The sequence below is a fragment of the Candidatus Accumulibacter propinquus genome, from assembly GCF_056856495.1.
The window spans coordinates 284,241-309,370 of sequence record NZ_JBSEHC010000001.1; the positions used below are offsets into that span (position 1 = coordinate 284,241).

Annotated in this window: 19 protein-coding genes and 1 tRNA gene; 12 read left to right on the forward strand and 8 right to left on the reverse strand. The window is 61.7% G+C overall.

The window, feature by feature from the left end:
- Positions 1–53 precede the first annotated feature (53 nt).
- The 3 genes from AC15MQ_RS01280 (at position 54) to AC15MQ_RS01290 (ending at position 4,345) form a co-directional block, all read left to right on the forward strand.
- Complete coding sequence (locus AC15MQ_RS01280) at positions 54–1,403, forward strand: DNA recombination protein RmuC (RefSeq protein WP_483079089.1); 1,350 nt, start codon at positions 54–56, stop codon at positions 1,401–1,403.
- Positions 1,400–1,843, forward strand: a complete 444-nt coding sequence (locus AC15MQ_RS01285) for a DUF3293 domain-containing protein (protein WP_350496118.1) — start codon at positions 1,400–1,402, stop codon at positions 1,841–1,843. Before AC15MQ_RS01280 ends, AC15MQ_RS01285 begins: the two co-directional genes overlap by 4 nt.
- Before the next feature lie 87 nt (positions 1,844–1,930).
- Positions 1,931–4,345, forward strand: a complete 2,415-nt coding sequence (locus tag AC15MQ_RS01290; RefSeq protein ID WP_287669416.1) for a serine/threonine protein kinase — start codon at positions 1,931–1,933, stop codon at positions 4,343–4,345.
- 36 nt (positions 4,346–4,381) lie between these two features.
- Here AC15MQ_RS01290 and AC15MQ_RS01295 read toward each other — a convergent pair whose 3' ends face one another.
- On the reverse strand, positions 4,382–5,176 hold the full coding sequence (locus tag AC15MQ_RS01295; RefSeq protein WP_287669414.1) for an outer membrane protein assembly factor BamD: 795 nt from the start codon (positions 5,174–5,176) through the stop codon (positions 4,382–4,384).
- A 1-nt stretch (position 5,177) separates the two neighbouring features.
- Between AC15MQ_RS01295 and rluD the strand changes: the two genes are divergently transcribed.
- The gene (gene rluD / locus AC15MQ_RS01300; protein WP_287669685.1) at positions 5,178–6,317 is read left to right on the forward strand and encodes a 23S rRNA pseudouridine(1911/1915/1917) synthase RluD; all 1,140 of its coding nucleotides are present in this window, start codon (positions 5,178–5,180) and stop codon (positions 6,315–6,317) included.
- Between the two features lie 49 nt (positions 6,318–6,366).
- Positions 6,367–7,191: a peptidoglycan editing factor PgeF gene (gene pgeF, locus AC15MQ_RS01305; RefSeq protein ID WP_287669412.1), complete on the forward strand. Its 825-nt coding sequence runs from the start codon at positions 6,367–6,369 to the stop codon at positions 7,189–7,191.
- Here the strand turns inward: pgeF and AC15MQ_RS01310 are convergent, their stop codons facing one another.
- Positions 7,192–7,413 carry a hypothetical protein gene (locus AC15MQ_RS01310; RefSeq protein ID WP_287669410.1) on the reverse strand — a complete coding sequence of 74 codons (222 nt, stop codon included), beginning with the start codon at positions 7,411–7,413 and terminating at the stop codon, positions 7,192–7,194.
- A 399-nt stretch (positions 7,414–7,812) separates the two neighbouring features.
- Here AC15MQ_RS01310 and phbB point away from each other — a divergent pair, with 399 nt between their 5' ends.
- Complete coding sequence (phbB, locus tag AC15MQ_RS01315; RefSeq protein WP_287654228.1) at positions 7,813–8,556, forward strand: acetoacetyl-CoA reductase; 744 nt, start codon at positions 7,813–7,815, stop codon at positions 8,554–8,556.
- A gap of 142 nt (positions 8,557–8,698) precedes the next feature.
- Positions 8,699–9,277, forward strand: coding sequence for a polyhydroxyalkanoate synthesis repressor PhaR (gene phaR, locus AC15MQ_RS01320; protein WP_287669407.1), 579 nt, complete (start codon positions 8,699–8,701; stop codon positions 9,275–9,277).
- A gap of 169 nt (positions 9,278–9,446) precedes the next feature.
- On the opposite strand, the gene AC15MQ_RS01325 is transcribed toward phaR, so the two are convergent.
- The 5 genes from AC15MQ_RS01325 to AC15MQ_RS01345 all read right to left on the reverse strand — a co-directional run bounded on the left by AC15MQ_RS01325 (position 9,447) and on the right by AC15MQ_RS01345 (position 13,569).
- On the reverse strand, positions 9,447–10,652 hold the full coding sequence (locus AC15MQ_RS01325; protein WP_287669405.1) for a sodium ion-translocating decarboxylase subunit beta: 1,206 nt from the start codon (positions 10,650–10,652) through the stop codon (positions 9,447–9,449).
- A gap of 91 nt (positions 10,653–10,743) precedes the next feature.
- Positions 10,744–11,139: an acyl-CoA carboxylase biotin carboxyl carrier protein subunit gene (locus tag AC15MQ_RS01330; protein ID WP_483079090.1), complete on the reverse strand. Its 396-nt coding sequence runs from the start codon at positions 11,137–11,139 to the stop codon at positions 10,744–10,746.
- A 19-nt stretch (positions 11,140–11,158) separates the two neighbouring features.
- Positions 11,159–11,488 carry a hypothetical protein gene (locus AC15MQ_RS01335; protein ID WP_332336389.1) on the reverse strand — a complete coding sequence of 110 codons (330 nt, stop codon included), beginning with the start codon at positions 11,486–11,488 and terminating at the stop codon, positions 11,159–11,161.
- 23 nt (positions 11,489–11,511) lie between these two features.
- Positions 11,512–13,065 carry an acyl-CoA carboxylase subunit beta gene (locus tag AC15MQ_RS01340; RefSeq protein WP_287654214.1) on the reverse strand — a complete coding sequence of 518 codons (1,554 nt, stop codon included), beginning with the start codon at positions 13,063–13,065 and terminating at the stop codon, positions 11,512–11,514.
- A gap of 417 nt (positions 13,066–13,482) precedes the next feature.
- A tRNA-Leu gene (locus AC15MQ_RS01345) sits at positions 13,483–13,569 on the reverse strand.
- A 39-nt stretch (positions 13,570–13,608) separates the two neighbouring features.
- Between AC15MQ_RS01345 and rnr the strand changes: the two genes are divergently transcribed.
- Positions 13,609–15,780 carry a ribonuclease R gene (gene rnr / locus AC15MQ_RS01350; RefSeq protein WP_483079091.1) on the forward strand — a complete coding sequence of 724 codons (2,172 nt, stop codon included), beginning with the start codon at positions 13,609–13,611 and terminating at the stop codon, positions 15,778–15,780.
- 180 nt (positions 15,781–15,960) lie between these two features.
- Positions 15,961–18,786: an AMP-binding protein gene (locus AC15MQ_RS01355; protein ID WP_483079092.1), complete on the forward strand. Its 2,826-nt coding sequence runs from the start codon at positions 15,961–15,963 to the stop codon at positions 18,784–18,786.
- Positions 18,787–18,917: 131 nt separating this feature from the next.
- Here the strand turns inward: AC15MQ_RS01355 and AC15MQ_RS01360 are convergent, their stop codons facing one another.
- Complete coding sequence (locus AC15MQ_RS01360; protein ID WP_287654218.1) at positions 18,918–19,061, reverse strand: hypothetical protein; 144 nt, start codon at positions 19,059–19,061, stop codon at positions 18,918–18,920.
- Positions 19,062–19,323: 262 nt separating this feature from the next.
- On the opposite strand from AC15MQ_RS01360, the gene AC15MQ_RS01365 reads away from it, so the two are divergent.
- From AC15MQ_RS01365 to AC15MQ_RS01375, 3 genes are read left to right on the forward strand one after another with little or no spacing between them, the layout of a single operon-like run.
- The gene (locus AC15MQ_RS01365) at positions 19,324–20,484 is read left to right on the forward strand and encodes an efflux RND transporter periplasmic adaptor subunit (protein WP_332356998.1); all 1,161 of its coding nucleotides are present in this window, start codon (positions 19,324–19,326) and stop codon (positions 20,482–20,484) included.
- 6 nt (positions 20,485–20,490) lie between these two features.
- Positions 20,491–23,697 (forward strand): efflux RND transporter permease subunit, encoded by a 3,207-nt coding sequence (locus AC15MQ_RS01370; RefSeq protein ID WP_483079093.1) that lies wholly within the window; start codon positions 20,491–20,493, stop codon positions 23,695–23,697.
- Positions 23,690–25,120: an efflux transporter outer membrane subunit gene (locus AC15MQ_RS01375; protein WP_287669395.1), complete on the forward strand. Its 1,431-nt coding sequence runs from the start codon at positions 23,690–23,692 to the stop codon at positions 25,118–25,120. Before AC15MQ_RS01370 ends, AC15MQ_RS01375 begins: the two co-directional genes overlap by 8 nt.
- The last annotated feature ends 10 nt before the right edge of the window (positions 25,121–25,130 follow it).

Genomic DNA, 25,130 nt, shown 5'->3' on the forward strand with positions numbered 1-25,130 from the left:
CCATCGGCAATTGTGCTGTTGGTCAGTCGGCAGTCTTCTGAAAGAAGCGGCGCATGGGTGAGGGCGTGGGGTACATCGTGGTGTTGCTCGGTCTCGTGATGATCGTTCTTCAGGTCGTGCTGCTGTTGCGCACAGGGGGTTCAGCGAGCGAGATTATGGAGGCGCGTTTTCGCGACCTGCAAGGTGGTCAGGAGCGGCTCGAGCGCGAGTTGCGTCAGGAAATGGCGCTGGGTCGGCACGAGGCGGCAAGCGCCGCACGTGGCGACCGGGAGGAGCAGTCGGTGTCGCTGACTCGCCTGTCGCAGACCCTGGCCTCGCAGTTGGCGCAGCTCGGCAAACTGCAGGCGCAGCAACTGGAATTGTTCGCGCAGCAGTTGGCGCGCTTGATCAACAGCAATGAGCAGTGCTTCGAGAGCTTGCGCCTGGCGCTTGAAGTACGCCTAGCGGCCATGCAGGCGGACAATGCGGCCAAGCTTGAGGAGGTGCGCCGAACGGTGGACGAAAAGCTGCACGCCACGCTGGAGCAACGACTGGGTGAGTCATTCAAGCTGGTCAGCGACCGCCTCGAGCAGGTGCATCGCGGCCTGGGTGAAATGCAGACTCTGGCCACCGGCGTCGGCGATCTCAAGCGCGTCCTGACCAATGTCAAGACGCGTGGTAGTTGGGGCGAGGTGCAGTTGGAAGCGCTGCTGGAGCAGTTGCTGACCGCCGAGCAATATGCCAGGAACGTCGCAACCCGGCCGGACCGGATTGATCGCGTCGAGTTCGCGATTCGTTTGCCCGGGCTCGAGAAGGGTGATCAGGAGCAGCGGCCGGTGTGGTTGCCGATTGATGCCAAGTTTCCGCTGGAGGACTATCAACGGATGCTCGAGGCGCAGGAGCGCGCCGATCCGGTAGCGCTCGAGATGGCAATCAAGGCACTGGAAACCAGGCTGCGTGAGGAGGCGAGAAAGATTCACGACAAGTATGTCGAACCACCATACACGACGGATTTCGCGATCCTTTATCTGCCGACCGAGGGCCTGTACGCCGAGGCCTTGCGCCGACCTGGACTGGTTGACGCCTTGCAGCGCGAACTGCGGATCTGTCTCGCCGGCCCGACGACCCTGGCGGCGCTGCTAAACAGCCTGCAAATGGGCTTCCGAACGTTGGCCATCGAGCGCCGATCGTCGGAAGTCTGGGCGGTTCTTGGCGCCATCAAGACCGAGTTTGGCAAGTTTGGCGAGGTCCTCGAAGCGACGCGCAGGAAGCTCGAACAGGCGAGCAGAAGTATCGAGTCAGCGGGCGTTCGGACGCGTCAGATCGAACGCAAGCTGAAGAGCGTCGAAGCCTTGCCGGTGATCGAAGCCCAGTTGCGGCTCGGTGATCTCGAAGACCTTGCGGCAACTACCGGGGAGGCATGAATCGCGCAGCGCTCGACGCCGCGTTTCGGGCGACAAGCTATCGGGTAGTGACGTCGAAAGGGATCTTTGCTCTCCGGATTGGCGTTGCCGATGCCGCTTTTGACGCCTTTCTGTATCGCGAGGTGACCTTGGGACAGAGCCTGGGCAGCACTGGAAGGGCAATCCACTGGGGGATTGTGACCGCGTACAACCCCGGGGTTCTCCTTCCGACCGAAGAGAATCAGCTTCGGCAGCAGCGCCTGCACGACCGTATCGCCGCCGCCGGCTGGCGTTTCCTTAGAGGTTGCAACCTGGCTGACGATGACCTTTGGCCTGCCGAACCGAGTTGTTTACTGCTGCACGTCGATGAAGGGCAGTTGCGTATCCTGGGACGCGAGTTCGATCAACTTGCCGTCGTTTGTGGGCGAACGGGCACGGCGCCAAGACTGCTCTGGATTTGACGATTCCGGTGCCTGCCAGTCGTGCCACTTCCGGTGGCGAGCAGACACGTATGGAATGCCAGTCTTCTGTGAGGACGATCGGATACTGTGAGCAAGACTATTGGACGTTTCGAGATCATTCGTGAGTTGGGTCGGGGTGCCCAAAGCATTGTCTATCTCGCGCGTGACCCGCATCTGCAGCGGCAAGTGGCGATCAAGACGCTGCACTTCGCGCACGCCGATCCGCAGCAGAACCGCCAACTGCTCGATGAGGCAAGGATGGTCAGCCAGTTGCGCCACCCGAACATCGTTCCGATCTTCGAGGCGGCCGAGACGCAAGGTGATCTCTATCTCGTCTTTCAGTATGTGCCGGGCAAGAATCTTGCCGAATTCCTGAAGGTCAGTGGTGGGTTGACGCCTGCCAAAGCGATCGCGATCATGCAGCCGATCCTGGATGCCATTGCGCATGCGCACGCGGCAGGGATCATTCACCGGGATCTCAAGCCCAGCAACATCCTGATTGACGACGATGGCGTGCCGAGAGTAATGGATTTCGGCATTGCGGCGCGTACCGAAGGTTTGACCGACGACCGCGGGCAACTGATCGGCACACCCGCGTACATGGCTCCAGAGTACATCCTGCGGCGAAGCAGCAGCAAGAGATCGGACATCTTTTCAGCGGGACTGGTGCTTTACGAATTGCTCACCGGGCAGCGGGCGGTTCCTGGGACCGACAGCGCGGAGGTGATGAAGCGGATTGCCAGCGAAGATATCCGCCTGTCGCGAGATGCCCGCAACCTGCTTGAGGAGCGGCTCGCAAACCTCGTGTACCGGGCGCTGGAGCGCGATCCGGAGAACCGCTACGAGTCGGCCGTGCAGATGCGCGAGGCCCTGGACGACTACTTGGTACCCGAGAACCTGGCGCCGTCAACGGATCCCAGGCAAAGCACGATCGACTTCCTGCTGCGGCGAATGCGCCACAAGAGTGATTTTCCGGCTTTGTCGGAGGCGGTCGGGGCGATCAACAGGATCACGACGTCTGAGAATCAGAGTATTTCCGAGGTTTCGAACACGATCCTCAAGGATTTCTCGTTGACCAACAAGATCCTGCGGATGGTCAACTCCGCCTATTACCAGCAAGCTGGTGGGGGGAACATCAGTACCGTCTCGCGCGCAGTGGTTGTACTGGGCCTCGACGCCGTACGCAGCATTGCGATCACGGTGATGCTCTTCGACCATCTGCAGAACAAGGAGAATGCCAGTCAGCTCAAGGATGAATTCCTGCGCGCCAATCTGGCCGGGGTCCTGGCCAAGGACATCGCCGGCAAGGTTTCTGCACGCGCGGATATCGAGCAGGTGTTCATCTGCTCCATGTTCCACAACCTTGGCCGCCTGTTGAGCCAGTACTACTTTCCTGAAGAGAGCGCCGAAATCCGGCGCCTGCTGCTGCAGAAGAGCTCGTCCGAAGAGGCTGCGGCACTGCAGGTACTGGGCATCTCGTTCGAGGAACTCGGTGTCGGTATAGCCCAGGCGTGGGGCTTTCCGAAGCTGCTGGTCAACAGCATGCGCAAGTTGCCGGCAGGCAGCATTCGCCGTCCCGCGAATACTGAGGATCGCCTGCGCATTCTGGCGGCGATGTCGAACGAGATCTGCACGGTCATCGCAGATGTCCCGGCCGATCATCAGCAGAAGGAGCTACGCAAGCTTGCAACGCGGTTCGGGGAGGTTGTCGCGCTCGACGAGCAGGATCTGCGCGATACGCTGGAGAGGTCGTTTGAACAGGTGGGACAATTTGCCGGCATCATCCACCTCAATCTGCAGCAGACGCGGCTCGGCAGGCAGATCAAGGCCTGGACAGGGACTTCGGCCAACCTGCCAAGCACGCAGGCGTCACCTGATGCTGAGGACGGGTTGGCGGGCACCGTGCTATCGGACGTCCTGGCGGCCGAGGTGGCGAGCGATGACATTGCCGGTGAGGCCAACCTCGCCGTGGAAGATATCGCGGCGGTGGTGAGCGAAGCCATTCTTCTGGCAGGGATTCAGGACGTCAGTAACGCGCTGGTCAGTGACTTCAAACTCAATGACGTGCTGCGGATCATTCTCGAGACAATCTACCGGGCGAAGGGCTTCAAGCGTGTAATCCTGTGCATCCGTGACGGTCGCAGCAATGCGATGCAGGGTCGTTTCGGGTTTGGGCCCGATGCACTGGAGATCGCCAAGAGTTTCAGGTTTTCACTGGTTTTTACGCCGGATATCTTTCATGCGGCGCTCGCCAATGGCGTCGACATCCTGATCAGCGACACCAACGACCCGAAGATCGCGGCGCGCATCCCCGGGTGGTTTCGCAAGGCGGTGGCTGCCGAAACATTCCTGGTCTTCCCGCTCTGCGTCAAGGGAAGCGGGGTGGCCATGATCTACGCCGATCGCGCACAGGCGGGCGAGATCGTCATTTCCGAGAAGGAATTGTCCTTGCTGAGGACCTTGCGCAACCAGGCGCTCCTGGCCATCAAGCAGTCCATATGATTCAGCCGTTTGCGATCAGGTATCAGGTCTGGCGGCCTACCAGAGTTTCCACCACGGTTCCTTGCGCTCCAGTCCGCGCACGTAGTATTCGCTGTTGGGAAAGTTCTTCCGCATGACGCGTTCGGCGTCATCGCGCAGATCGTTCAGTGCAAGCGCATCATAGGCCTTGACCATGATGAAGAGCGCCTCTTCGGTGGCCGGTGCCCCTGGGTAGTTGGTGACTGTGTACTGGGCACGGTTGGCTGCAGCCAGATAAGCACCGCGTTTCATGTAATATCTGGCGACATGCAGTTCCAGTGAGGCCAGGGCATTGACCAGATACTTCATCCGCAGGATCGCATCGGGTGTGTACTTGCTCTCCGGAAAGCGTGTCACCAGTTCCCGGAAGGCATCAAACGACTCGCGGGCACCTTTCGGATCGCGTTCGGTCATGTCCTGGTTGCTGATGGCACCCATGATGCCCAGGTTTTCGTTGAAATTGATGAGCCCGCGCAGGTAGTACACGTAGTCGACGTTCGGGTGATTGGGATGCAGCTTGATGAAACGGTCGCAGGCGGCAATCGCCGACGCCGGCTCCTGGTCCTTCCAGTAAGCGTAGGCGATGTCGATCTGTGCCTGCTGTGCGTAGCGCCCGTAGGGATAGCGGGATTCCAGCTTCTCGAAATACTTGATGGCCTTGGCGTAAGAGCTTTCGTTCAGCGCATCCTTGGCTTCCGCATACAGTTTGTTTGCCGACCAGCCAGACGTCTCATCCTTGTCTTCCGGGAGTAGCCCACAGCCAACGATCAGAGAGGCGACAAAAAGAGTGACGATAACCGCTACACTACGCATGATGGAAAACCCAAAGAATAGGAAGTCTGTAGCCGACGCCGCTATCCAGGACATCGGGCACGGCGATTATAGCTCAAACCCCCGAATCACCCTGAGCGTGCCCAGAGACTGCGGCGGTCAACGCCTGGACCAGATTCTTGCACGGCTGCTGTCGCGCCATTCGCGGAGCCGTCTGCAGGTCTGGATACGCGAGGGCAGGGTTGTCGTAAACGGTATACCGATCCTGGAGCCAAGGCAGAAGCTGTGGGGCGACGAACGCATCGAACTGGCCGAAGCGCCTGACGAACGCACAGAATCATCGATGCCCGAGGACATCCCTGTGCCGGTGACGTACGAGGACGAGACCTTGATCGTCATCGACAAGCCGGCCGGACTGGTAGTACATCCAGGCAGTGGGAACTGGAGTGGCACTCTGCTCAATGCACTGCTGTACCATGCCCCTCAACTCGACAAGGTGCCGCGGGCCGGTATTGTCCATCGCCTGGACAAGGATACCAGTGGCCTGATGGTCGTCGCCAAGACGCTGGAGGCGCAGACCCACCTGGTGCGGCAATTGCAGGCGCACACCGTCAAACGCTATTACCAGGCGCTGGCGAGGGGGCTTGTCGAGCGTTCCGGTACGGTGGATGCGCCCATCGGCCGGCATCCGACATTGCGGACCAGAATGGCCGTGGTGAGAACCGGCAAGCCGGCGCGTACCCACTATCGAGTCGTGGAGCGGTTTCTCGCCTGCACCTTGATCGAATGCGCGCTGGAGACGGGGCGGACGCACCAGATACGCGTGCACCTGACATCCGCCGGGCATCCGCTGGTGGGTGACCCGGCGTATGGCGGCGGTGTCAGCCGCGTTCCGCGCGGACCGCACTTTGCTCGCCAGGCGCTGCACGCGTGTCGTCTGGAGTTGGTGCACCCGCTGACGGGTAGAGCGATGTTATGGAAATCCTGCTTGCCGGAGGACATGGCCACGCTGATCGAGATGCTGCGGCTAGAGACACTGGAGGCCCTCAGTGACGAAGCGGATCTCGAAGATGTCCAGAATGGTGACGATGAAGATGACTGGGACGAGGATCAGGGCGAGGGTCCGGAGGTAATCTACGTCGCCGGTGACGATTCCGATGACGAGGATCCGGATGAGCAATAGGACCTTGCGTGACTGAGGGCCTTGCGTGATTGACCGTTGAGCCGATTCCATGCAACCTGATGCCTTGATCAACGAGGACTGGATCATCCCCGACTGGCCAGCACCGGCGCGAGTGTGCAGTCTGATCACGACTCGCCTGGGCGGCGTGAGCGTTAACCCGTACGCCAGCCTCAATCTCGGCGATCACGTCGGTGATGATCCCCTGGCGGTGGCAGCAAACCGACGGCGGCTGAACTGTCGGCTGCCGGCGCCGCCGTTCTGGCTCAACCAGGTGCACGGCACAGCGGTCGTTGACGCTGCCATTTCTGCAGCCTCGACGCAGATTCCGACCGCCGACGCTGCATTTACGCACCAGGCTGGTATCGTCTGCGGGGTGATGACGGCAGACTGCCTGCCGGTGTTGCTCTGTGACCGCTCCGGCACCGTTGTGGCAGCCGCGCACGCCGGTTGGCGCGGCCTGCAGGCCGGCATCCTGGAGCGAACCGTGGCGGCCATGGGCTTGCCCGGTACGCGCCTGCTTGCCTATCTGGGTCCCGCCATTGGTCCGCAGGCTTTCGAGGTTGGTGCCGAGGTGCGCAGCGCTTTTGTCGAGGCCGACGCGGAGGCGGCTGGGGCATTCAGGCGTTTGCCGCGCCGGAACGAAACACCTGCAGAGGATCTGATCGGGCAGTCCGGGCATGGTGTAGGCGTGCCTGTGGGCGGGTGGTTGGCGGATATCTACCTGCTCGCACGACAATCCCTTGGTCGACTCGGTGTCGAGTCCATTTACGGAGGGGGTTACTGCACTGCGTCTGAGGAGGCGCGTTTTTTTTCGTACCGGCGCGACGGCGTGACCGGACGAATGGCGTCGCTCATCTGGCTGTCCGCGGAGTAGTCACTGCGCGGGCTTGTCGGCATCGGCGCCGCTTGTCGTTCGACTGGCATCTTGTGATAGGCGGGCTGCGCGCCGCCGCACGGGACCACCGAAGAGCCGAAGCAAAAGCGCTATCGGCACCACCCCGTAGAAAAGCAGGGTCAAAATCCCGGCGACGAGGCTGCTCTCGGCAAGCGCCATCAACACGGTAACGTACAGCCAGGCAATCACGACGATGTGCATGAAGCGATTATAAGTCGCCGCACTGATGCACGGAGGCCCGGGGCGCAGCCAAGTCACTCAATTGGTCATTCTTGCATTGACAGCGCGGTTGCTGCAATGCAGAATCAATGACGATTTTGGGTTGCCCGTTCTCAAGTGGCGCAGTCGGGAGATGTCGGGGAAGTCGCAGTGGGAGAGTGTGGCTGCGGCGGTATGGACGGATGCGCGCCGGGAAGCGACCGGCAGGTATTCCGACGAGCCATGTGGTACTCGTAACGGTTGGGCGGACGACTCTGTCTTTCGTTCGACTGGTGCATACAGGCGGACTACGATCAAGGCCCCGGGTATTAAGCAGAGGTTGTAATCCTGGCGGTGTCACACCGCCAATTGTTTCAATCGTCAACAGGAAAGGAAAGAGCTATGACGCAACGTGTTGCTTTGGTTACAGGTGCTATGGGTGGAATCGGTACGGCCATCTGCCAGGAACTGGCCAAGGCTGGTCACAAGGTAGTTGCTGCCTACCATCCGCAGTTCGACAAGCCGGAAGAGTGGGGCAAGGCCATGGCAGACGCTGGCTTTAACGACTTCATTACTGTGGCCGGCGACGTCTCCGACTATGATTCATGCGTTGCTCTGGCTGCGGAAGCTGAAGCCAAGGCGGGTCCGATTGACATTCTGGTCAACTGTGCGGGAATCACTCGTGACAAGATGTTTGCACGCATGGAACTGGCGCAATGGAATGCCGTGATTTCAACGAACCTTGGCAGCCTGTTCAACATGACCAAGCAGGTCTCGTCCAAGATGGCCGAGCGCGGCTGGGGCCGGATCATCAACATCTCATCGGTCAATGGCCTGCGTGGTCAGGCCGGTCAAACCAACTACTCGGCAGCCAAGGCGGGTGTCATCGGTTTCACCAAGGCTCTGGCTGCTGAACTTGCCGCCAAGAACGTGACGGTCAACGCCATTTGCCCCGGTTATGTGGCGACCCAGATGGTGATGGCCATCAAGCCGGAAATCCTGCAGAGCATCGTCGATACGGTACCGATGAAGCGTCTGGCCAAGCCGGAAGAGATTGGTGGCGCCTGCGTTTACCTCGCCTCGGACATCGCCGGCTTCATGACCGGTTCGACGCTGAACATCTGTGGTGGTCTCTACTATCAATAGACGCAGGATTTTGTTTTACAGCAGTCAGGACAGGCTCCAACAGGAGCCTGTTTTTTTTGGCTGGCGTATAATTGTGTTGCATTGCATCATAGTGCGCGAAAGAGCGTTCGCCGAGTGATCTGTACATGGAGGAAGGGTCGTCATGCCCGAGCAGTTGCGCCTGATCAAGAAATACCCGAACCGTCGTCTTTACGACACCAAGACGAGCGCCTACATCACCTTGAGCGATGTCAAGGATTTGGTGCTATCGAGAGAAAACTTCAATGTCCTCGATGCCAAGACCAGCGAAGACATTACCCGCAGTATCCTGCTGCAGATCATCCTTGAGGAAGAGGCGGCAGGTGTCCCGTTGTTTACCACCGATCTGCTGGCGCAGATGATCCGCTTCTACGGCCACGCGATGCAGGGAATGCTTGGCAAGTATCTGGAAACGAACATGAAGTCGTTCGTGGACTTCCAGAAGAAGCTGCAGGAACAGTCGCAGCAGCTCTACGGAGAAAGCAACAGCCAGATGATGCAGAACGACATGTGGTCGCAGTTCATGAACTTCCAGGGTCCGGCGATGCAGACGATGATGGCCACCTATATGGAGCAGAGCCGGAAGATGCTCCACCAGATGCAGGACCAGTTGAAAACGCAGACTCGCACGCTGTTCACCAGCTTGCCGCTTCCCGGCTTTCCATCGGATGCGGGGAAGCGGCCGACTGACGCCGAGAAGTAGGTTTCTTCAACTGGCATTGTCAGCCCGCCAAAGCGTTGCTGTCCGGAGTCAGCCTAGCGACCCGTGAGTGGCCAGCCGGTTGATCCGGGTTTGCGACAGCTTGCTTGTGCGGCGACAAGCAAGCTGTCGGCGTCTTGCCGGCGGTTGGTTCGCTGCTTTCCAGGGCCGGCTAGCGTAGCATAGAGATGAAGGTTGCCGCGATGATCGCCGAGGTGATTACGCCGCTGATATTCGCGCCCAGCGCCTGAGGCATGACGATGGCTCCAGCGTTGGCCGCGCTGGCAACCTTCTGCACGATCTTGGCCGTGGTCGGTACGCAACTGACCCCGGCAATCCCAATGATCGGGTTGAACTTGCGGCCACTCCAGAAATAGAGAATGTAACCGCCCAGAAGGCCGCCGAGGGCCGAGATCGTCAGGGCCAGCATCCCCAGCAGGAGCAGCTTGAGCACCGTCGGCTCCAGCAGGGTATTGGCCTCGCAGAGCACGCCCAGTGTCAGGCCGAGGAAGAAGGTTGCCGCGTAGAGAAACACCTCCCCGAGCAGTTTGGTAAACGCGTCGATACCGCTTTCGCGCACCGCGACGCCGAGAAACAGCGAGAAGAACAGCGGCGCAGCCACGGGAAACAGCAGGCATAGCAGCGTGCATGCCACCACGGCAAAGGTGAGCTTCTGCGAGCGGCTGATCTTCGGTCCGCGGTCGGCGGCCATGCTGATCCCGCGTATGCGCTCGGGTACCAGCCACTTGATCAGGTAAGGGTAAGCGCCATAAGTCAGACCGAGATAAAGGTAACCAACGACCGTGATCGGCACGAAGAGATCCTTGGCCAGCACCAGCGAGGTGAATAGCACCATCGGCCCGTCAGCGCCGCCGATGGTGGCGACGGCAGCGGCCTGGCCCGGATTGAGGCCCAGCCAGACGGCAATCGGAAAAACGGCGATGGTTCCCAGTTCGGCGAAGAGGGCAATGAACATGCTCTGGAAGGGGCGCGCCATCACGTAGCCCACATCGAGCAGGACGCCGATCCCCATAAACACCAGGCAAGCGATCAGACCATTGCTGAAGGTCAGCGTGTAGATCGGTTGTAGCCAGTCGATCTGCATGACGTTCATCAGTTCGATCGGATCGGACATCAAGGGGTCGACGAACAGTGTTCCCATCTTGTTGCCGTCGAGGAACATCACCCCGGCGTTGACCGACGACATGCCCAGGCCCATCGGGATCATCAGCAGGGGTTCGAGGATGTTCCTGGAGCCCAGATAGATCAGCAGGAAGCCGAGCAACATCAGGAAGATGCGCCCGAACATGATTTTCGGCTCGGACGCCACCAGCGTGGCAATGCCCTGGAACAGATCGAGAAAATGAATGCCTTCCATACGCTTCAGTCCTCGCGCCAGGCGGCAGGAATCATCCGCCCGCGCATCGAGTTGCAGACGACAGGAACTCGCTCCTGCCTGTTGGCCTGGCTCAAGCGATGGTCAGCAGCGGCTGACCGCCCTCGACCGCATCGCCGGGTGCGACCAGCACGCGTGTGACCTGACCCGCGCGCGTCGCCATGACCGGGGTTTTCATCTTCATGGCTTCGAGGACCAGCAGCCGATCACCGGCCGCCACGGTCTGGCCGACCTTGACGTCCACTTCGACCACGACGCCACCCATGCCGGCCAGTTCGTCGCCGGCTCCGGCAACCGCGGCTGGTCGCGGCGCCGCCGCGGCCGGTGCGGTGCTGGTGGCGCTCCCTGCGGCCGCTACCGCCATCGGAGCGGCCGGAGCGGATTGCTGCGCCGCCTGGCCGGCAGTGAGTTCGAGAACGCTGACCTCGTACTCGCGTCCGTTGACGGTCACCTTGAATTGTCTGGGCATTGTTTGCTCCTTCTACCTTCTATCTGGGGCCTCGGCCCGTGGGCCCCGGCGTATGGGAATGCTGGGCGGCGCGTGCGCCTGCTGCCCAGCCATGGCTGGTTGGTGCAATGTGCAAGATGTGGTGCGCGCCGATGGCCACGAAGATCGCCGCCGACAGCGCGGCGACGTCTTCATCCGGAACGCCGAGTCCGATGGGGCAGACGGTTCCCGTCGGCACGTCGATCGGCTTCGCCTTTTCGATCCGGCCGGTCACCACAACCAGCACCTTGATCAGGACGGCAACCACCAGCGAGATGACAATGGCGATGCCGTAGACTTGCAGCGCCTTGAAAATGGCGTCAGACACCATGGGGGTCTTCCTTCCGTTGCCGATTACATGGGAATGTTGCCGTGCTTTTTCGCCGGCCTGAGTTCACGCTTGTCGAGAATCTTGCGCAGTGCGAGGGCGACCATCCAGCGCGTATCCTGAGGTTCGATCACGTCGGTGATGTAGAAATTGCTGGCCGATACATAGGGCGACGCGAATTCGTCACGGTATTCCTGCGCCAGTTCAGCAGCCTTTGCCTGGCGATCCTCGGCCTGATCGAGTTCCTTGCGGTAGAGGATCTTGACCGCGGCCTCGGCGCCCATCACGGCGATCTCGGCTGTTGGCCAGGCGTAAACCATGTCGGCTCCCATTTCCTGGCTGCACATGGCAAGGTAGGAGCCCCCATAAGCCTTGCGCAGGATCACCGTGATTTTCGGCGCGGTGCACGATCCGTAAGCAAATAGCATTTTCGCGCCATGGCGAATGATACCGCTGCGTTCCTGCTCGACACCAGGCAGAAAACCCGGCACATCGACCAGAGTCACCACCGGCACGTTGAAGATATTGCACGTTCGTACGAAGCGGGCCACCTTGTCGGCCGCGTTGAGGTCGAGCGCGCCGGCCATCACCATAGGCTGGTTGGCAACGATGCCCACGACGACGCCGCTGATGCGGGCAAAGCCGACGATCACGTTGCGGGCGAAGCCGGCATGGACTTCGAGCAGTTCACCCTGGTCCACGACACGGCGAATGACTGCATACATGTCGAGCGGGTCGGATGGGCTGTCCGGAATGCAGTCATTGATTCCGGGGTCTTCTCTTTCCTCGATCGGAACGGCGAGATCGTGCGGCGGATCCTCGGTATTGTTGGCCGGCAGATAAGACAGTAATTGTTTGACCAGTGCGATCGCGTGCCGGTCGTCCTCGGCAACGAAGTGGGCGTTGCCGCTGACCGTCGAATGCATCTCGGCGCCGCCGACTTCAGCCATCGTCGTCGCGCGGCCGGTGACCGCCTTGATCACTTCAGGGCCAGTGAGGAACATGTGCGCGTTGTTGCGGGTCATGATCACGAAGTCCATCAGCGCCGGCGAGTAGGCGGCACCGCCCGCGCACGGACCGCAGATCACCGCGATCTGCGGCACCACCCCAGAGAGCAGGACGTTGGCGTAGAACACATCGCCGTAGCCGGAGAGCGCATCGACACCTTCCTGAATGCGCGCACCGCCTGAATCCTTGAAGGCCACCAGCGGTACACCGATCTTCAGGGCATGGCGCATGATCCGCGTGATCTTTCGGGCCTGCATCTTGCCCAGTGTCCCGGCGACGACGCTGAAATCCTGGCTGAACGCTGCGACCTGTGTATTCCCGACGTAGCCGTTGCCGGTAATCACCCCGTCGGCGGGGAGGGATCGCCCGGCCATGCCGAAGGATGTCGCGTTGTGCGCGGCATGCAGACCGAGTTCCTGGAACGTGCCCTCGGCAAACAGGGTGTCGAGGCGCTCGCGAGCCGACAGCAAACCCTTGGCGTGCAACGCCTCCAGCTTCTCTGGACTGACGTTTTCAGTGAGCTTGTCGCGCTTCGCGCGCAGCTTTTCTATCAACTCCGGTCGTATCGTCATCTGGATTCCTAACAGGTGGCTAAGTTGGAACTGGTTCTCATTCTCGCAGCAGTAAGCTGCTGGCGACCTTCCGGCACCGTAGTATCCATATTTTCACGCGCGTTGGCTAGTAGTGAGAAAAATTTTCGGAGACTTTGGCCAGCATTCTCGATGCGTCGCCGTAGCACTTGACCTGAGAAGCGCCCGGCTCCGGGCCATGCAGTGAAAGCCACGAGGGCCCAGCGGTTCGAGCCGATGCGGCCGCCTGCGGGGAATGCTGGGAGGGGAGTTATGCCTGTTCGTCACGAGGGGGCAGGCGTGATGGCGTACAATGAGTACAGGCCGGGTTGCACACCGGCCTGCTGCGTGCGGTGCAGCCTTGAGGGGGGTCGTCAGAAAACGAAAAAGCCCCGAAAATCGGGGCCTTCGTGTATTGCCTGGTGCCCAAGAGAGGAATCGAACCTCCACGGTGTTGCCACCACTAGGACCTGAACCTAGCGCGTCTACCAATTTCGCCACCTGGGCATTTCCAGCGAAGTCCGAATTCTATAGGAACATGAAGGAATGTCAATAATGAAACTGTCGACCGTTCGCCGCCGCGATCCCTATCTGGAACGCGAACTCAAGCGCTACGAGAATCCCTTGCCTTCCCGCGAATATATCCTGCAGGTCCTTGAGGAACAGGGAAGGCCAGTGCCCTTCGAGGAACTCCGCGAACTTCTCGATATCGACAAGCTTGAACTGGACGCGTTCCAACGCCGCTTGCGGGCGATGGAACGCGAAGCCCAACTGTTGCGCAACCGCAAAGGCTCATACATCCTGCCGGAACGTGCCAGCCTGATTGCCGGGCGCGTCGAGGGACATCCCGACGGTTATGGCTTCCTCGTCCCGGATGATGGTAGCGAGGACCTCTCCCTCGAGGCCCGTCAGATGACCAAAGTCCTGCATCGCGATCGCGCGCTGGTGCGCGTGATCGGGGTCGATCGCCGCGGGCGCCGCGAGGGAGTGATCGTCGAGGTCCTGGAGAGGGCCAATACCAGGGTCGTTGGCCGCGTGCTGATTGAGCATGGCATTACGCTGGTGGTCCCGGAAAATCGCCGTATCAACCAGGACATCCTGGTCGCGCCGGGCGGTGGCGGCACGGCCATATCTGGCCAGGTGGTTACCGTCGAGATCATCGAACAGCCAGACCGGCATTCAAAGCCGATCGGGCGCATCGTCGAGGTGCTCGGCAACTATGCAGACCCCGGCATGGAGATCGAGATCGCCTTGCGCAAGCATGACTTGCCATTCGAGTTCTCGACCAGGACGCTTGCAGAAGCCGATGCCTTGCCGGAGACGTTGGTAGCCAGCGATCGGGAAGGCCGCACGGACTTGCGGGACCTGCCGCTGGTGACCATTGACGGAGAAACGGCAAAGGATTTCGATGATGCGGTTTTCGCGGAGAAAAATGGACGCGGATGGCGTTTGCTGGTGGCCATCGCTGACGTCAGTCACTACGTTCTGCCGGGCACGGCACTTGATCGTGACGCCGGCGAGCGTGGCAACTCGGTCTATTTCCCACGCCGGGTGATTCCGATGTTGCCGGAGAAGCTTTCCAACGGTCTGTGTTCGCTGAACCCCGACGTCGACCGCCTGGCGATGGTTTGCGACATGGCTATCGACCACACCGGCGAAATCACCGACTACCGTTTCTATCCGGCGGTTTTCCGCTCGCACGCGCGGCTGACCTATGAACAGGTCTGGAACTGGCTGGACGGTATGACGAAGCCGGAGAGCGATCTTCACCGGCTTCTGCAGCCGCATCTGCAGGCGCTCTACGCCTTGTTCCAGGTCCTCGGCGAGGCACGCGGCAAGCGCGGTGCGATCGACTTCGAAACCATCGAAACGATGATGCTGTTCAACGCGCAGGGCAAGATCGAGAACATCGTTCCGGTGCGCCGCAACGACGCGCATCGACTGATCGAGGAGTGCATGCTGGCTGCCAATGTCTGTGCTTCGGCTTTTCTCCAGAGCAACCGGCAGCCCTGCCTGTACCGGATTCATCAAGGTCCGACACCGGAGAAACTCGAGGCACTGCGCAACTTCCTCAAGGAGTTCGGTATCGGCCTTGGCGGTGGGGACGATCCGACCGCCAAGGATTATGCCCTGTTGCTGGACAGCATCAAGACCCGCCCCGATGCGCAGTTGCTGCAGACGGTCATGCTCCGCTCGCTGCGGCAGGCGATGTACAGTCCCGACAATGTCGGCCACTTTGGCCTGTCGTACGAACACTACACGCATTTCACCTCGCCGATACGTCGCTATCCCGACCTGCTCGTGCATCGTTCGATCAAGGCGGTGCTCGCCGGGACGCACTACGCGCCCGGCAAATGGGACGACATCGGGCTGCACTGCTCGATGACCGAACGGCGCGCGGATGAAGCGACACGCGATGTCGGCAACTGGCTCAAGTGTTACTACATGCGTGACCGTATTGGCGAAGTGTTCGCCGGGACGATTGCGGCGGTGGTCCCTTTCGGTGTCTTCGTCGCCCTCGACGAGGTGTATGTCGAGGGTCTGGTCCACGTTTCCGAGCTTGGCGAAGATTACTTCCAATACGACAGTACCAAGCACCAGATGCTCGGCGAGCGCAGCGGCAGACGCTTTCGTCTCGGTGACCGCCTGCAGGTGAAACTTGTCCGAGCCGACCTGGAAACCGGACGGATCGATTTTGTGCTCTCCGATGCTTCGTGATCGATGCCCTGCGAAGGAACGTGGGTGGTCGCGCCCAGTCTGGTAGACTCGCGCCGGTTCGATGATCGCCGGAAGGCTGACGGCGGTACCCCGAAGGTCTGCCGACCGTCGTAGCCGGAGGCGAAGGGGTCGGTCGCACACGATCCGCGGCAGCCAGTTGGGAGACAGGGAGTTGCGACAGTGAACGGAAAGTTGGGGGAAGGGCTGCCGGCGGAGCTATCGTCCGAGGTTTCGGCAAGACTCTTGCGGGTGGTGTCGGTAATGGTCGAGGAGACCCGCCCGGGACGTGTCGAACGCGTGCACATGCACAGCCATCTGGAGCGTGAACTGGGCCTGGATAGCCTGGCGCGCGTCGAACTGCTGTTGCGCGTGGGTAGCGAGTTCGGCAAGTCGCTACCCGAGTCGGCACTCGCTGAAGCAGAGACGCCGCAGGACCTGCTGCAGTTCATTGTCCGGGCTGGGGATGATGGTTTTTCGGCGGCGACCGTCGAGTTCGCCCCAGCCGCCGGTCCGACCAGCTTTCCCGAGCAGGCGTGTACGCTGGTCGAAGTCCTCGAATGGCATGCCGTGCGCAATCCGCAGCGTCTACACGTGTTGCTCTATGGCGATGGTGGCGGCGAGCAGGGCGCTCCGGAAAGCATCACCTATGGCGGACTGCTCGAACAGGCGCGCCGGGTAGCCACCGGCCTGGTGACACGCGGCTTGCTGCCACGTCAGACGGTTGCCCTGATGTTGCCCACGGGACGCGACTATCTGACGAGCTTTTTTGGTGTCATGCTGGCCGGCGGCATTCCGGTCCCGATCTATCCTCCGGCACGGCTGGCGCAGATCGAGGATCACCTGCGGCGGCATGCACGCATCCTGGACAACGCCCAGGCCGTGTTCATCATCACCGTGCCACAGGCGAAAGGGGTCGCCGCGCTGCTGCGTGCCGAGGCACCGACGTTGCGCGAAGTCCTGACCCCTGAGGAACTCGACATCGAGGCGATCAGCCTGCTCTACCGCGCCACAGCAGACGACATTGCCTTCCTTCAATATACCTCGGGCAGCACCGGTGATCCCAAGGGCGTGGTCCTCAGCCACGCCAACCTGTTGGCCAATCTGCGTGCCATGGGCGAGGCTGTCGGAGTCTGCAGCGAGGACGTTTTCGTTTCCTGGCTGCCGCTCTATCATGACATGGGCTTGATCGGTGCCTGGTTCGGGTCGCTCTATTTCGGCATGCGTCTGGTGTTGATGTCGCCGCTGGCCTTTCTTTCGCGTCCCGTGCGCTGGCTGCGGGCCATCTCGCAGCATCGCGGTACGCTTTCACCGGCACCGAACTTCGCTTACGATCTGTGCGCGAGAAAACTGGCCGACGCTGACCTTGTGGGACTCGATCTGTCGTCCTGGAGGCTGGCACTCAATGGTGCCGAGCCCGTGAGTCCTGCAACCCTGGAAGCCTTTGCCGAGCGTTTTTCGCCGTATGGCCTGCGCGCGGAGGCGATCACCCCGGTGTATGGCCTTGCCGAATGCTCGGTTGGACTGGCCTTCCCAGCACTGGGACGCGGCCCGCGGATCGACAACATCGAGCGCGAAGCCCTGGTCAACCGCAAGTGCGCGATCCCCGCCGCTAGCGGCGAAGCCGATCTGGTGCGCGTGCCGGCCTGTGGTCGGGTCCTGCCGCGGCATGAGATCCGCCTGGTCGATGAGCATGGGGACGAGTTGCCCGACCGGCGCGTCGGGCGCTTGCAGTTTCGCGGTCCGTCGGCGACGGTAGGCTATTTCCGTAATCCGCTGGCGACGCAAGCCCTTTTCCGCGATGGCTGGCTGGACTCCGGCGATTTCGCCTATACCGTTGACGGCGAGATCTATCTGACCGGCAGGGTCAAGGATCTGATCATCCGCGGCGGTCGCAATCTCTATCCCTACGAACTCGAGCAGGCGGTCAGCAACCTGCCGGGAGTCCGGCGCGGATGCGTCGCGGTATTCGCCAGCACGGATCCGGCCAATGCCACCGAGCGGCTGGTTGTGCTGGCCGAAACACGTGAGCAGGATCCCGGCCTGCGCGAGGCGCTGCGGCAGGCGATCAACGCAGCTGCGGTCGACGCCATCGGCATGCCGGCTGACGAGGTCGTGCTGGCGCCACCGAATTCGGTGCTCAAGACATCGAGCGGCAAGATCCGCCGCAACGCATCACGTGAAGCCTTCGAGCGCGGTTTGATCGGCGCCAGCGTGGTCCCTGATCGACAGCAGCTATGGCGCCTTGGCGTGGCATCACTGCGCGCGCGCCTGGCCGAGTCGGTGGGGCGTTTTGGCCGGTGGACTTTTGGCGTCTGGTGCTGGACGATCTTTCTCCTTCTGGCGGTGCCGGTCATGCTGTCGGTACTGGTCCTGCGGGCGCCGACGATCGGGCGCCGTATCGTTCATCGCTCAGCCCGGATCTTTCTGGCGCTGGTGGGCATGCCCGTGGGCACCATCCCGGACAGGGATCTGCCGACAGTACCCCACCTCCTGCTGGTTAACCACTGCAGCTATTTCGACGCGCTGCTGCTGTGCGCGGCCCTGCCACCCAGTCGGGCTTACAGCTTTGTGGCCAAACGCGAGTTCGTCGATCAACCCTTGCTACACGCTTTCCTGCGCGCGCTCGGGACCCTGTTTGTCGAGCGCTTCGAGGCGTCGAAAAGCGTCGAGGATGTTGATGGCATCGTCGCTGCGCTGCAGCGAGGGCAGCATGTGGTGATTTTTCCCGAAGGCACATTCTCGCGTGAAGCGGGTCTCAAGCCCTTTCGCATGGGGGCGTTTGTCGCCGCAGCGCGGGCCGGGGTACCGGTGTTGGTGAGCGGCCTGAAGGGCACCCGGGCAGTCCTGCGCGATCGGACGTGGATGCCGCGGCGCGGCCACTTGGCCTACGAAATCGGGCCGCTGCTGGAACCGACCGGAGAAGACTGGACGGCGGCGGTGCGCCTGCGCGATGCAACACGTCGGGAGATGCTGCGGCTCTGCGGCGAGCATGATCTGGAACGGTGACCACCGGCAGACCTGTGGGGCGCTTCGCCGCGTAGCAAACGCCGTTCAACGCCGGGGCGTCAGGCCATCGGCGAAAGATGGTCGGTGGGCCCGGTAGCCAGAACGGTGTCAGATCGAACCGGGCGGGATGTTCAGACCCGGCAGCGGTGCACCGCCTTGCCAGTGGAGATGTATGGTATGGCCTTCATCGCTTCGAGACTGGCATGGACGATGCGGTCCCCCGGTGTTTCGGTGCGGGCGAGGATGCTGCACACCGTGCCAGCCGTTTGGTTCAACGCTGGTTTCTCCGTTCTGCTTGCCGCATAATGCGCTACTTCATGGTTGCATCCAACGCCGGTATTTTGCTCTGACCAACGGGATGGGCAGGCAATAGCCGCGTAACGTCGATCACTTTCCTTGTGCCGTGGGAATCCATCGACCGTAGAAACCTAGAGCCACACCTTCATTCCTCAAGCTGGAGCCGTCATGACGTCTACCCCATTCCCCGTTTCATCCGCAGCTCGCACTCGCCGTCGTGCGGCCGCCGGGCTGGCCGGTGTGGCCTTCCTGATCATTGCCGGTTGCGACAAGGAGAAGCCCGCCGCCCCGCCGTCACCAACCGTCGAGTTGGTCACCGTCACGCAGCAGGACGTGCCGATCTACATGGAATGGATCGGGTCGCTCGACGGCGACGTCAATGCCGTCATCCGCCCGCAGGTGACCGGCTACCTCGTCAAGCAGAACTACCGCGAAGGCGACCTGGTGAAGAAAGGTCAGCCGCTCTTCGAGATCGACCCCCGCACCTTCGAAGCCGCCGTGGACGAAGCCAAGGGCGTGCGCGCCCAGCAGTTGGCCCGCTACGAAACGGCCCGTGCCAACCTCGCCCGCGTCAAGCCGCTGGCGGCCAAGAACGCGGTCAGCCAGAAGGACCTCGACGATTCCACCGGCACCGAACAGTCTGCCAAGGCGCAGCTCGAGTCCGCCGACGCGGCGCTCAAGACCGCGAAACTGAATCTCGGTTTCACGCGCATCACCTCCCCGGTCACCGGCATCGCCGGCATCGCCAAGGCACAGATCGGCGATCTCCTGAGCCCGAGCATGGCGACCGAACTGACCACCGTGTCGACCGTGGAACCGATCAAGGTCTACTTCAACATCAGCGAACGCGAATACCTGAAGATGGCGACCGCGGCGATCGCCAGCGGCAGCCGGCCGGAGAAAGTGCCGCTCACGCTGATCCTGGTCGATGGCTCGGTTTACCCTCAGCCGGGCAGATTCTCGATCCTCAACCGGCAGGTGGACACCAGCACCGGCACCTTCAAGGCGGCCGCGCTCTTTGGCAACCCGGACAACCTGCTGCGCCCCGGCCAGTACGGCCGGGTGCGCGCCACGATGTCGGTCCAGAAGGGCGCGCTGCTGGTACCGCAGCGTGCGGTCACCGAACTGCAGGGCAAATACCTGATCGCCGTCGTCGGCCCGGACAACAAGGCCGACATCCGTCCGGTCAGCGTCGGTGAGCGGATCGGGACCGACTGGATCATCACTCAGGGGCTGCAGCCCGGCGAGCAGGTGATCGCCGAAGGCACACAGAAGGTGCGGCCGGGAATGACCGTCAATCCGAAACCCTTTGTCCCGGCCGCGCCGGCGGCGCCCGCCGCAGCCAGCCCGGCCAAGGCCGACGACAAGCCGGCGGCGCCTGCGCCCGCCGCCAAGGGGTAAGGCACCATGTCCAAGTTCTTCATCAACCGGCCGATCGTGGCCATGGTCATCTCGATCCTGATGACCATCGTCGGCCTGGTCGCCATGTCGGGCCTGCCGACCGCCCAGTTCCCGAACATCGTTCCGCCGCAGATCCAGGTCAGCAGCACCTACACCGGCGCCGACGCGCTGACCGTCGAACAGGCGGTCGCCACGCCGATCGAGCAGCAGATGTCCGGCGTCGACAACATGGACTACATGTACTCGATCAACGCCAACAATGGCCAGTCCACCCTGTACGTCAACTTCGCGCTGGGCACCGACGCCAACACCGACCAGTTGCTCGCCCAGATGCGCGAAGGCCAGGCCGAGTCGCAACTGCCCTCGGACGTGCGCAATTACGGCGTGACGGTCCAGAAATCGACGTCTTCGCCGCTGATCATGTTCGCGCTCTACTCGCCGAACGGCACCTACGACAATGTTTTTCTCGCCAACTACGCGTACATCAACATCAACGACCAGATGACGCGCGTCAAGGGGATCGCCAGCGTCACCGTTTTCGGCGCCGGCCAGTACGCGATGCGACTGTGGGTCAAGCCCGACCAGTTGGCCAAGCTGAACATCACGGTTCCGGAAATCATCAACGCCGTCCAGAACCAGAACACCGTCAATCCGGCCGGGACGATCGGCGGCGAGCCGGTGCCGGCGGGGCAGTCGTTCACCTACGCGGTGCGCGCGCAGGGGCGGCTGCAGAGCACCGAAGAGTTCGGCAACATCGTCCTGCGCGCCAACCCCGACGGTTCGGTGGTGCGCGTCGCCGACGTGGCGCGAATCGAGCTCGGTGCGCAGACCTACAGCCAGCAGGGCCGGCTGAACGGCAAACCGGCGGCGCTCGTCGCGCTGTACCAGATGCCCGGCGCCAATGCGCTCGACGCCGCCGACGGCGCCAAAAAGCTGATGGAGAAGATCAAGGAGAGTTTCCCGCCCGACCTCGAATACGTCATCGCCCTCGACACGACGCTGTCGGTCACCGAAGGAATCAAGGAGATCGAGCACACGCTGATCGAAGCGCTGGTGCTGGTGATGATCGTCGTCTTCGTCTTCCTGCAGGGCTGGCGGGCGACGCTGATCCCGCTGCTGGCGGTGCCGGTGTCGCTGGTCGGCACCTTCATGCTCTTTCCGATGTTCGGTTTCTCGATCAACACGCTGTCGCTGTTCGGTCTGGTGCTGGCCATCGGCCTCGTCGTCGATGACGCGATCGTCGTCGTCGAAGCCGTCGAGCACCACATCGAACATGGTTTGTCACCCAAGGACGCGACACTGCGGGCGATGAGCGAGGTGACCGGGCCGGTGATCGCCATTGCCGTCATCCTGGCGGCGGTTTTCGTACCGACGGCTTTCATTCCCGGCATCACCGGCCAGCTCTACCAGCAGTTCGCCGTGACCATCGCCATCTCGGTGATCATCTCGGCCTTCAACGCGCTGACGCTCAGCCCGGCGCTCTGTGCGCTGCTGCTGCGACCCAAGGTCAGGGGTAGTGGCCCGTTGCAGAAATTCTACGACGGGTTCAATCGCGCTTTCGGCCGGGTCACCGGCGGTTATGTCGGTGTCTGCCGGCTCGCCATCCGCCGCAGCGTGATGAGCCTCTTTTTTCTGGTGGCCGTCGCGGTTGTGGCGGGTTTCTTCGGCAAGCTCGTCCCTGCCGGCTTCCTCCCGGATGAAGACCAGGGTTACGTCTTTGCCGCGATCCAGCTCCCCAATGCCTCATCCTTGCAGCGCACCTCGGATATTGCCGCGCAAGCCGAAGATCTGATCATGAAGGTGCCAGGCGTCCAATACACGACCACCGTCATCGGCTACAGCATGCTGAGCCAGGTGACCAATACCTACAGCGCTTTCTTCTTCATCACGCTCAAGAACTGGGGCGAACGCAAAGCACCCGACGAACAGTACACCGCGATCAAGGCCGAGTTGACGAAGCGGCTCGCCAGCATCCCCGGCGCCATTGCTTTTGCGTTTCCGCCACCGGCCATTCAGGGGGTCGGCACCTCCGGCGGGGCGACTTTCATTCTCGAAGACCGCGCTGGAAAAGACATCGCCTTCCTTGCCGCGAACACCACCAAGTTTATCGAAGCGGCGAAAAAGCGCCCCGAGCTGGCCAGCGTTTCGACCACCTTCCTGCCGATCGTGCCGCAGCTTTTCATCGAAGTCGATCAGGACAAGGTATTGAAGCAGGGGGTCATTATCAGCGATGTCTACAAGACGCTGCAAAGCTTCCTCGGCAGCGGTTTCATCAACTACTTCAACCGCTTCGGACGCCAGTGGCAGGTCTATGTGCAGGCCGAGGGCGAATACCGGACCAACATCGAGAACGTCGGGCGCTTCTACGTGCGCAACAACAAGGGTGAAGCGGTGCCGCTCTCGGCGCTGACCTCGATCCGCAACATCTCGGGTCCGGAATTCACGATGCGCTACAACCTCTACCGCAGCGCACAGATCAACGCTTCGGCAGCGCCTGGTTACAGTTCGGTGCAGGTGATGCGGGCGCTCGAAGCAGTTTTCGCCGAGACGATGCCAAGCGAAATGGGTTACGACTACTCGGGCATGTCGTTCCAGGAGCAAAAGGCCCAGCAGGGCGTCTCGCCGATGGTCATCTTTGGTTTCTCGCTGCTCTGCGTCTTCCTGATCCTGGCGGCGCAGTACGAAAGCTGGTCGCTGCCTTTCTCGGTCCTGCTCGGTACGCCGATCGCCGTCGCCGGCGCCTTCGCCGCGCTGCTGTGGCGCGGCCAGGAACTCAACGTCTATGCGCAGATCGGCCTGGTGATGCTGATCGGTCTGGCGGCCAAGAACGCGATCCTGATCGTCGAGTTCGCCAAGATGGAATACGAGAAGGGCGAACTGTCGCTCGCCGAATCGACGCTCAAAGGCGCGGAACTGCGCCTGCGGCCAATCCTGATGACTTCGTTCGCCTTCATCCTCGGCTGCGTTCCGCTGGCCATCGCCAGCGGCGCTGGTGCCATTTCCCGACAGGTGATGGGCAGTGCGGTGATCGGCGGCATGCTGGCCGCTACCTGCATTGCCATCTTCATCATTCCGGTGACTTTCTACGTGGTCGAAAAGATCAGTCACAAGGGCGACACCGGGGTCGGTCACCACGCTGGGGAGAGCGTCGCCGCGGCCACCGAGAGTTCCACGGTACCGATTGCTGGAAAGGAGGGAGATAGCCATGCGTAAGCCCTTGTTGGCCGCACTGCTGGCGCTGCTGGTCGGTGGCTGCATGGTTGGACCCGATTACGTGCGTCCAACTATCGACACGCCGACGGCCTGGCGTCTGAGTGACCAGGACGCCAGGGATCTGGCCAATACTGCCTGGTGGGAGCAGTTCGGCGACCCGGTACTCAACGAACTGGTCAGCGCCGCCCTGCTTGCCAACAAGGATCTGCTGATTGCCAGCGCGCGCATCGAAGAGTTTGCCGGCCAATATGGATTCGTCCGTTCCGCCCTCTTTCCGCAGGTTGGCGCCGGCTACGAGGTGAGCCGACAGAAGGGCGTCGCTCCGGGCGCATCGACCTCCTCGACCTACAACAACTATCAGGCGGTGCTCAATGCCAGTTGGGAGATCGATATCTGGGGCCGCATTCGCCGCCAGACCGAAGCGGCGAGGGCACAGCTCCTGGCCAGCGAGGACGGCCGGCGAGCGGTCATCCTCTCTCTGGTCGGTAGCGTTGCCGGTGCCTACGTCAACCTCCGCGACCTCGATCGCCAGTTGGAAATCGCCAGGGCGACGGCGAAAAGTCGCGGAGATTCGTACGAGATCTTCAAGGAGCGTTACGCGGGTGGCATCATCTCGTTGCTCGAACTGAGTCAGAACCAGTCCCAGTACGAGGAAGCTCTGGCCACCATCCCGGCCATCGAGAAGTCGATCGTACAACAGGAGAATGGCCTGAGCGTGTTGCTCGGTCGCAACCCCGGGCCGATTACCCGCGGCAGGAACATTGATCAACTGTTGCTCCCGGCCATTCCAGCCGGTCTACCCTCGGATATTCTTGAGCGACGGCCAGACATCCAGCAGGCGGAGCAGAGCCTGATTGCCGCCAATGCCCTGATCGGCGCGGCCAAGGCGGCTTACTTTCCGACCCTCTCGCTGACCGGCCTGTTCGGCTACGCCAGCAACAGCCTTGGCAATCTTTTCGACAGCCAGTCGAAGGTCTGGCAGTACGCTGCACCGATCAGCATGCCGATCTTCACGGCCGGCGCCATCGCCGGTCAGGTGCAGGCGGCGGAAGCGCAACAGCAGCAAGCATTGTTTGCGTATCAGAGGGCCATCCAGCAAGCCTTTCGCGAAGTCAATGACGCGCTGATCGACCAGGACCGCACGCGTGCCCAGTTGCAGGCGCAGAAACGCCAGGTGGGAGCTCTGGAGCAGTATGCGGGGACGGCGCGGCTGCGCTACGAAAACGGCTACACCAGCTATATCGAAGTCCTGGATGCGGAACGTAGCTTGTTCAATGTCCAGTTGCAGTACACGCAGACGCAGCAGACCCAGTTGCAGGCGATGATCAATCTCTACAAGGCAATGGGCGGCGGCTGGGTGGTCGAGGCGGAGAAAGTCGCCGTTGCAGGAGGAGTGAGGCGGGACGAGGTCCTCCCGCAGTAGGCCTGGCAGG

What these genes read in the sequence shown, in the direction of transcription:
- AC15MQ_RS01280 (WP_483079089.1), top strand. Translation starts at nt 54, where the DNA reads ATGGGTGAGGGCGTGGGGTACATCGTGGTGTTGCTCGGTCTCGTGATG.
- AC15MQ_RS01285 (WP_350496118.1), top strand. Translation starts at nt 1,400, where the DNA reads ATGAATCGCGCAGCGCTCGACGCCGCGTTTCGGGCGACAAGCTATCGG.
- AC15MQ_RS01295 (WP_287669414.1), bottom strand. Translation starts at nt 5,176, where the DNA reads ATGCGTAGTGTAGCGGTTATCGTCACTCTTTTTGTCGCCTCTCTGATC.
- rluD (WP_287669685.1), top strand. Translation starts at nt 5,178, where the DNA reads ATGGAAAACCCAAAGAATAGGAAGTCTGTAGCCGACGCCGCTATCCAG.
- pgeF (WP_287669412.1), top strand. Translation starts at nt 6,367, where the DNA reads ATGCAACCTGATGCCTTGATCAACGAGGACTGGATCATCCCCGACTGG.
- AC15MQ_RS01310 (WP_287669410.1), bottom strand. Translation starts at nt 7,413, where the DNA reads ATGCACATCGTCGTGATTGCCTGGCTGTACGTTACCGTGTTGATGGCG.
- phbB (WP_287654228.1), top strand. Translation starts at nt 7,813, where the DNA reads ATGACGCAACGTGTTGCTTTGGTTACAGGTGCTATGGGTGGAATCGGT.
- phaR (WP_287669407.1), top strand. Translation starts at nt 8,699, where the DNA reads ATGCCCGAGCAGTTGCGCCTGATCAAGAAATACCCGAACCGTCGTCTT.
- AC15MQ_RS01325 (WP_287669405.1), bottom strand. Translation starts at nt 10,652, where the DNA reads ATGGAAGGCATTCATTTTCTCGATCTGTTCCAGGGCATTGCCACGCTG.
- AC15MQ_RS01330 (WP_483079090.1), bottom strand. Translation starts at nt 11,139, where the DNA reads ATGCCCAGACAATTCAAGGTGACCGTCAACGGACGCGAGTACGAGGTC.
- AC15MQ_RS01335 (WP_332336389.1), bottom strand. Translation starts at nt 11,488, where the DNA reads ATGGTGTCTGACGCCATTTTCAAGGCGCTGCAAGTCTACGGCATCGCC.
- AC15MQ_RS01340 (WP_287654214.1), bottom strand. Translation starts at nt 13,065, where the DNA reads ATGACGATACGACCGGAGTTGATAGAAAAGCTGCGCGCGAAGCGCGAC.
- rnr (WP_483079091.1), top strand. Translation starts at nt 13,609, where the DNA reads ATGTCAATAATGAAACTGTCGACCGTTCGCCGCCGCGATCCCTATCTG.
- AC15MQ_RS01370 (WP_483079093.1), top strand. Translation starts at nt 20,491, where the DNA reads ATGTCCAAGTTCTTCATCAACCGGCCGATCGTGGCCATGGTCATCTCG.
- AC15MQ_RS01375 (WP_287669395.1), top strand. Translation starts at nt 23,690, where the DNA reads ATGCGTAAGCCCTTGTTGGCCGCACTGCTGGCGCTGCTGGTCGGTGGC.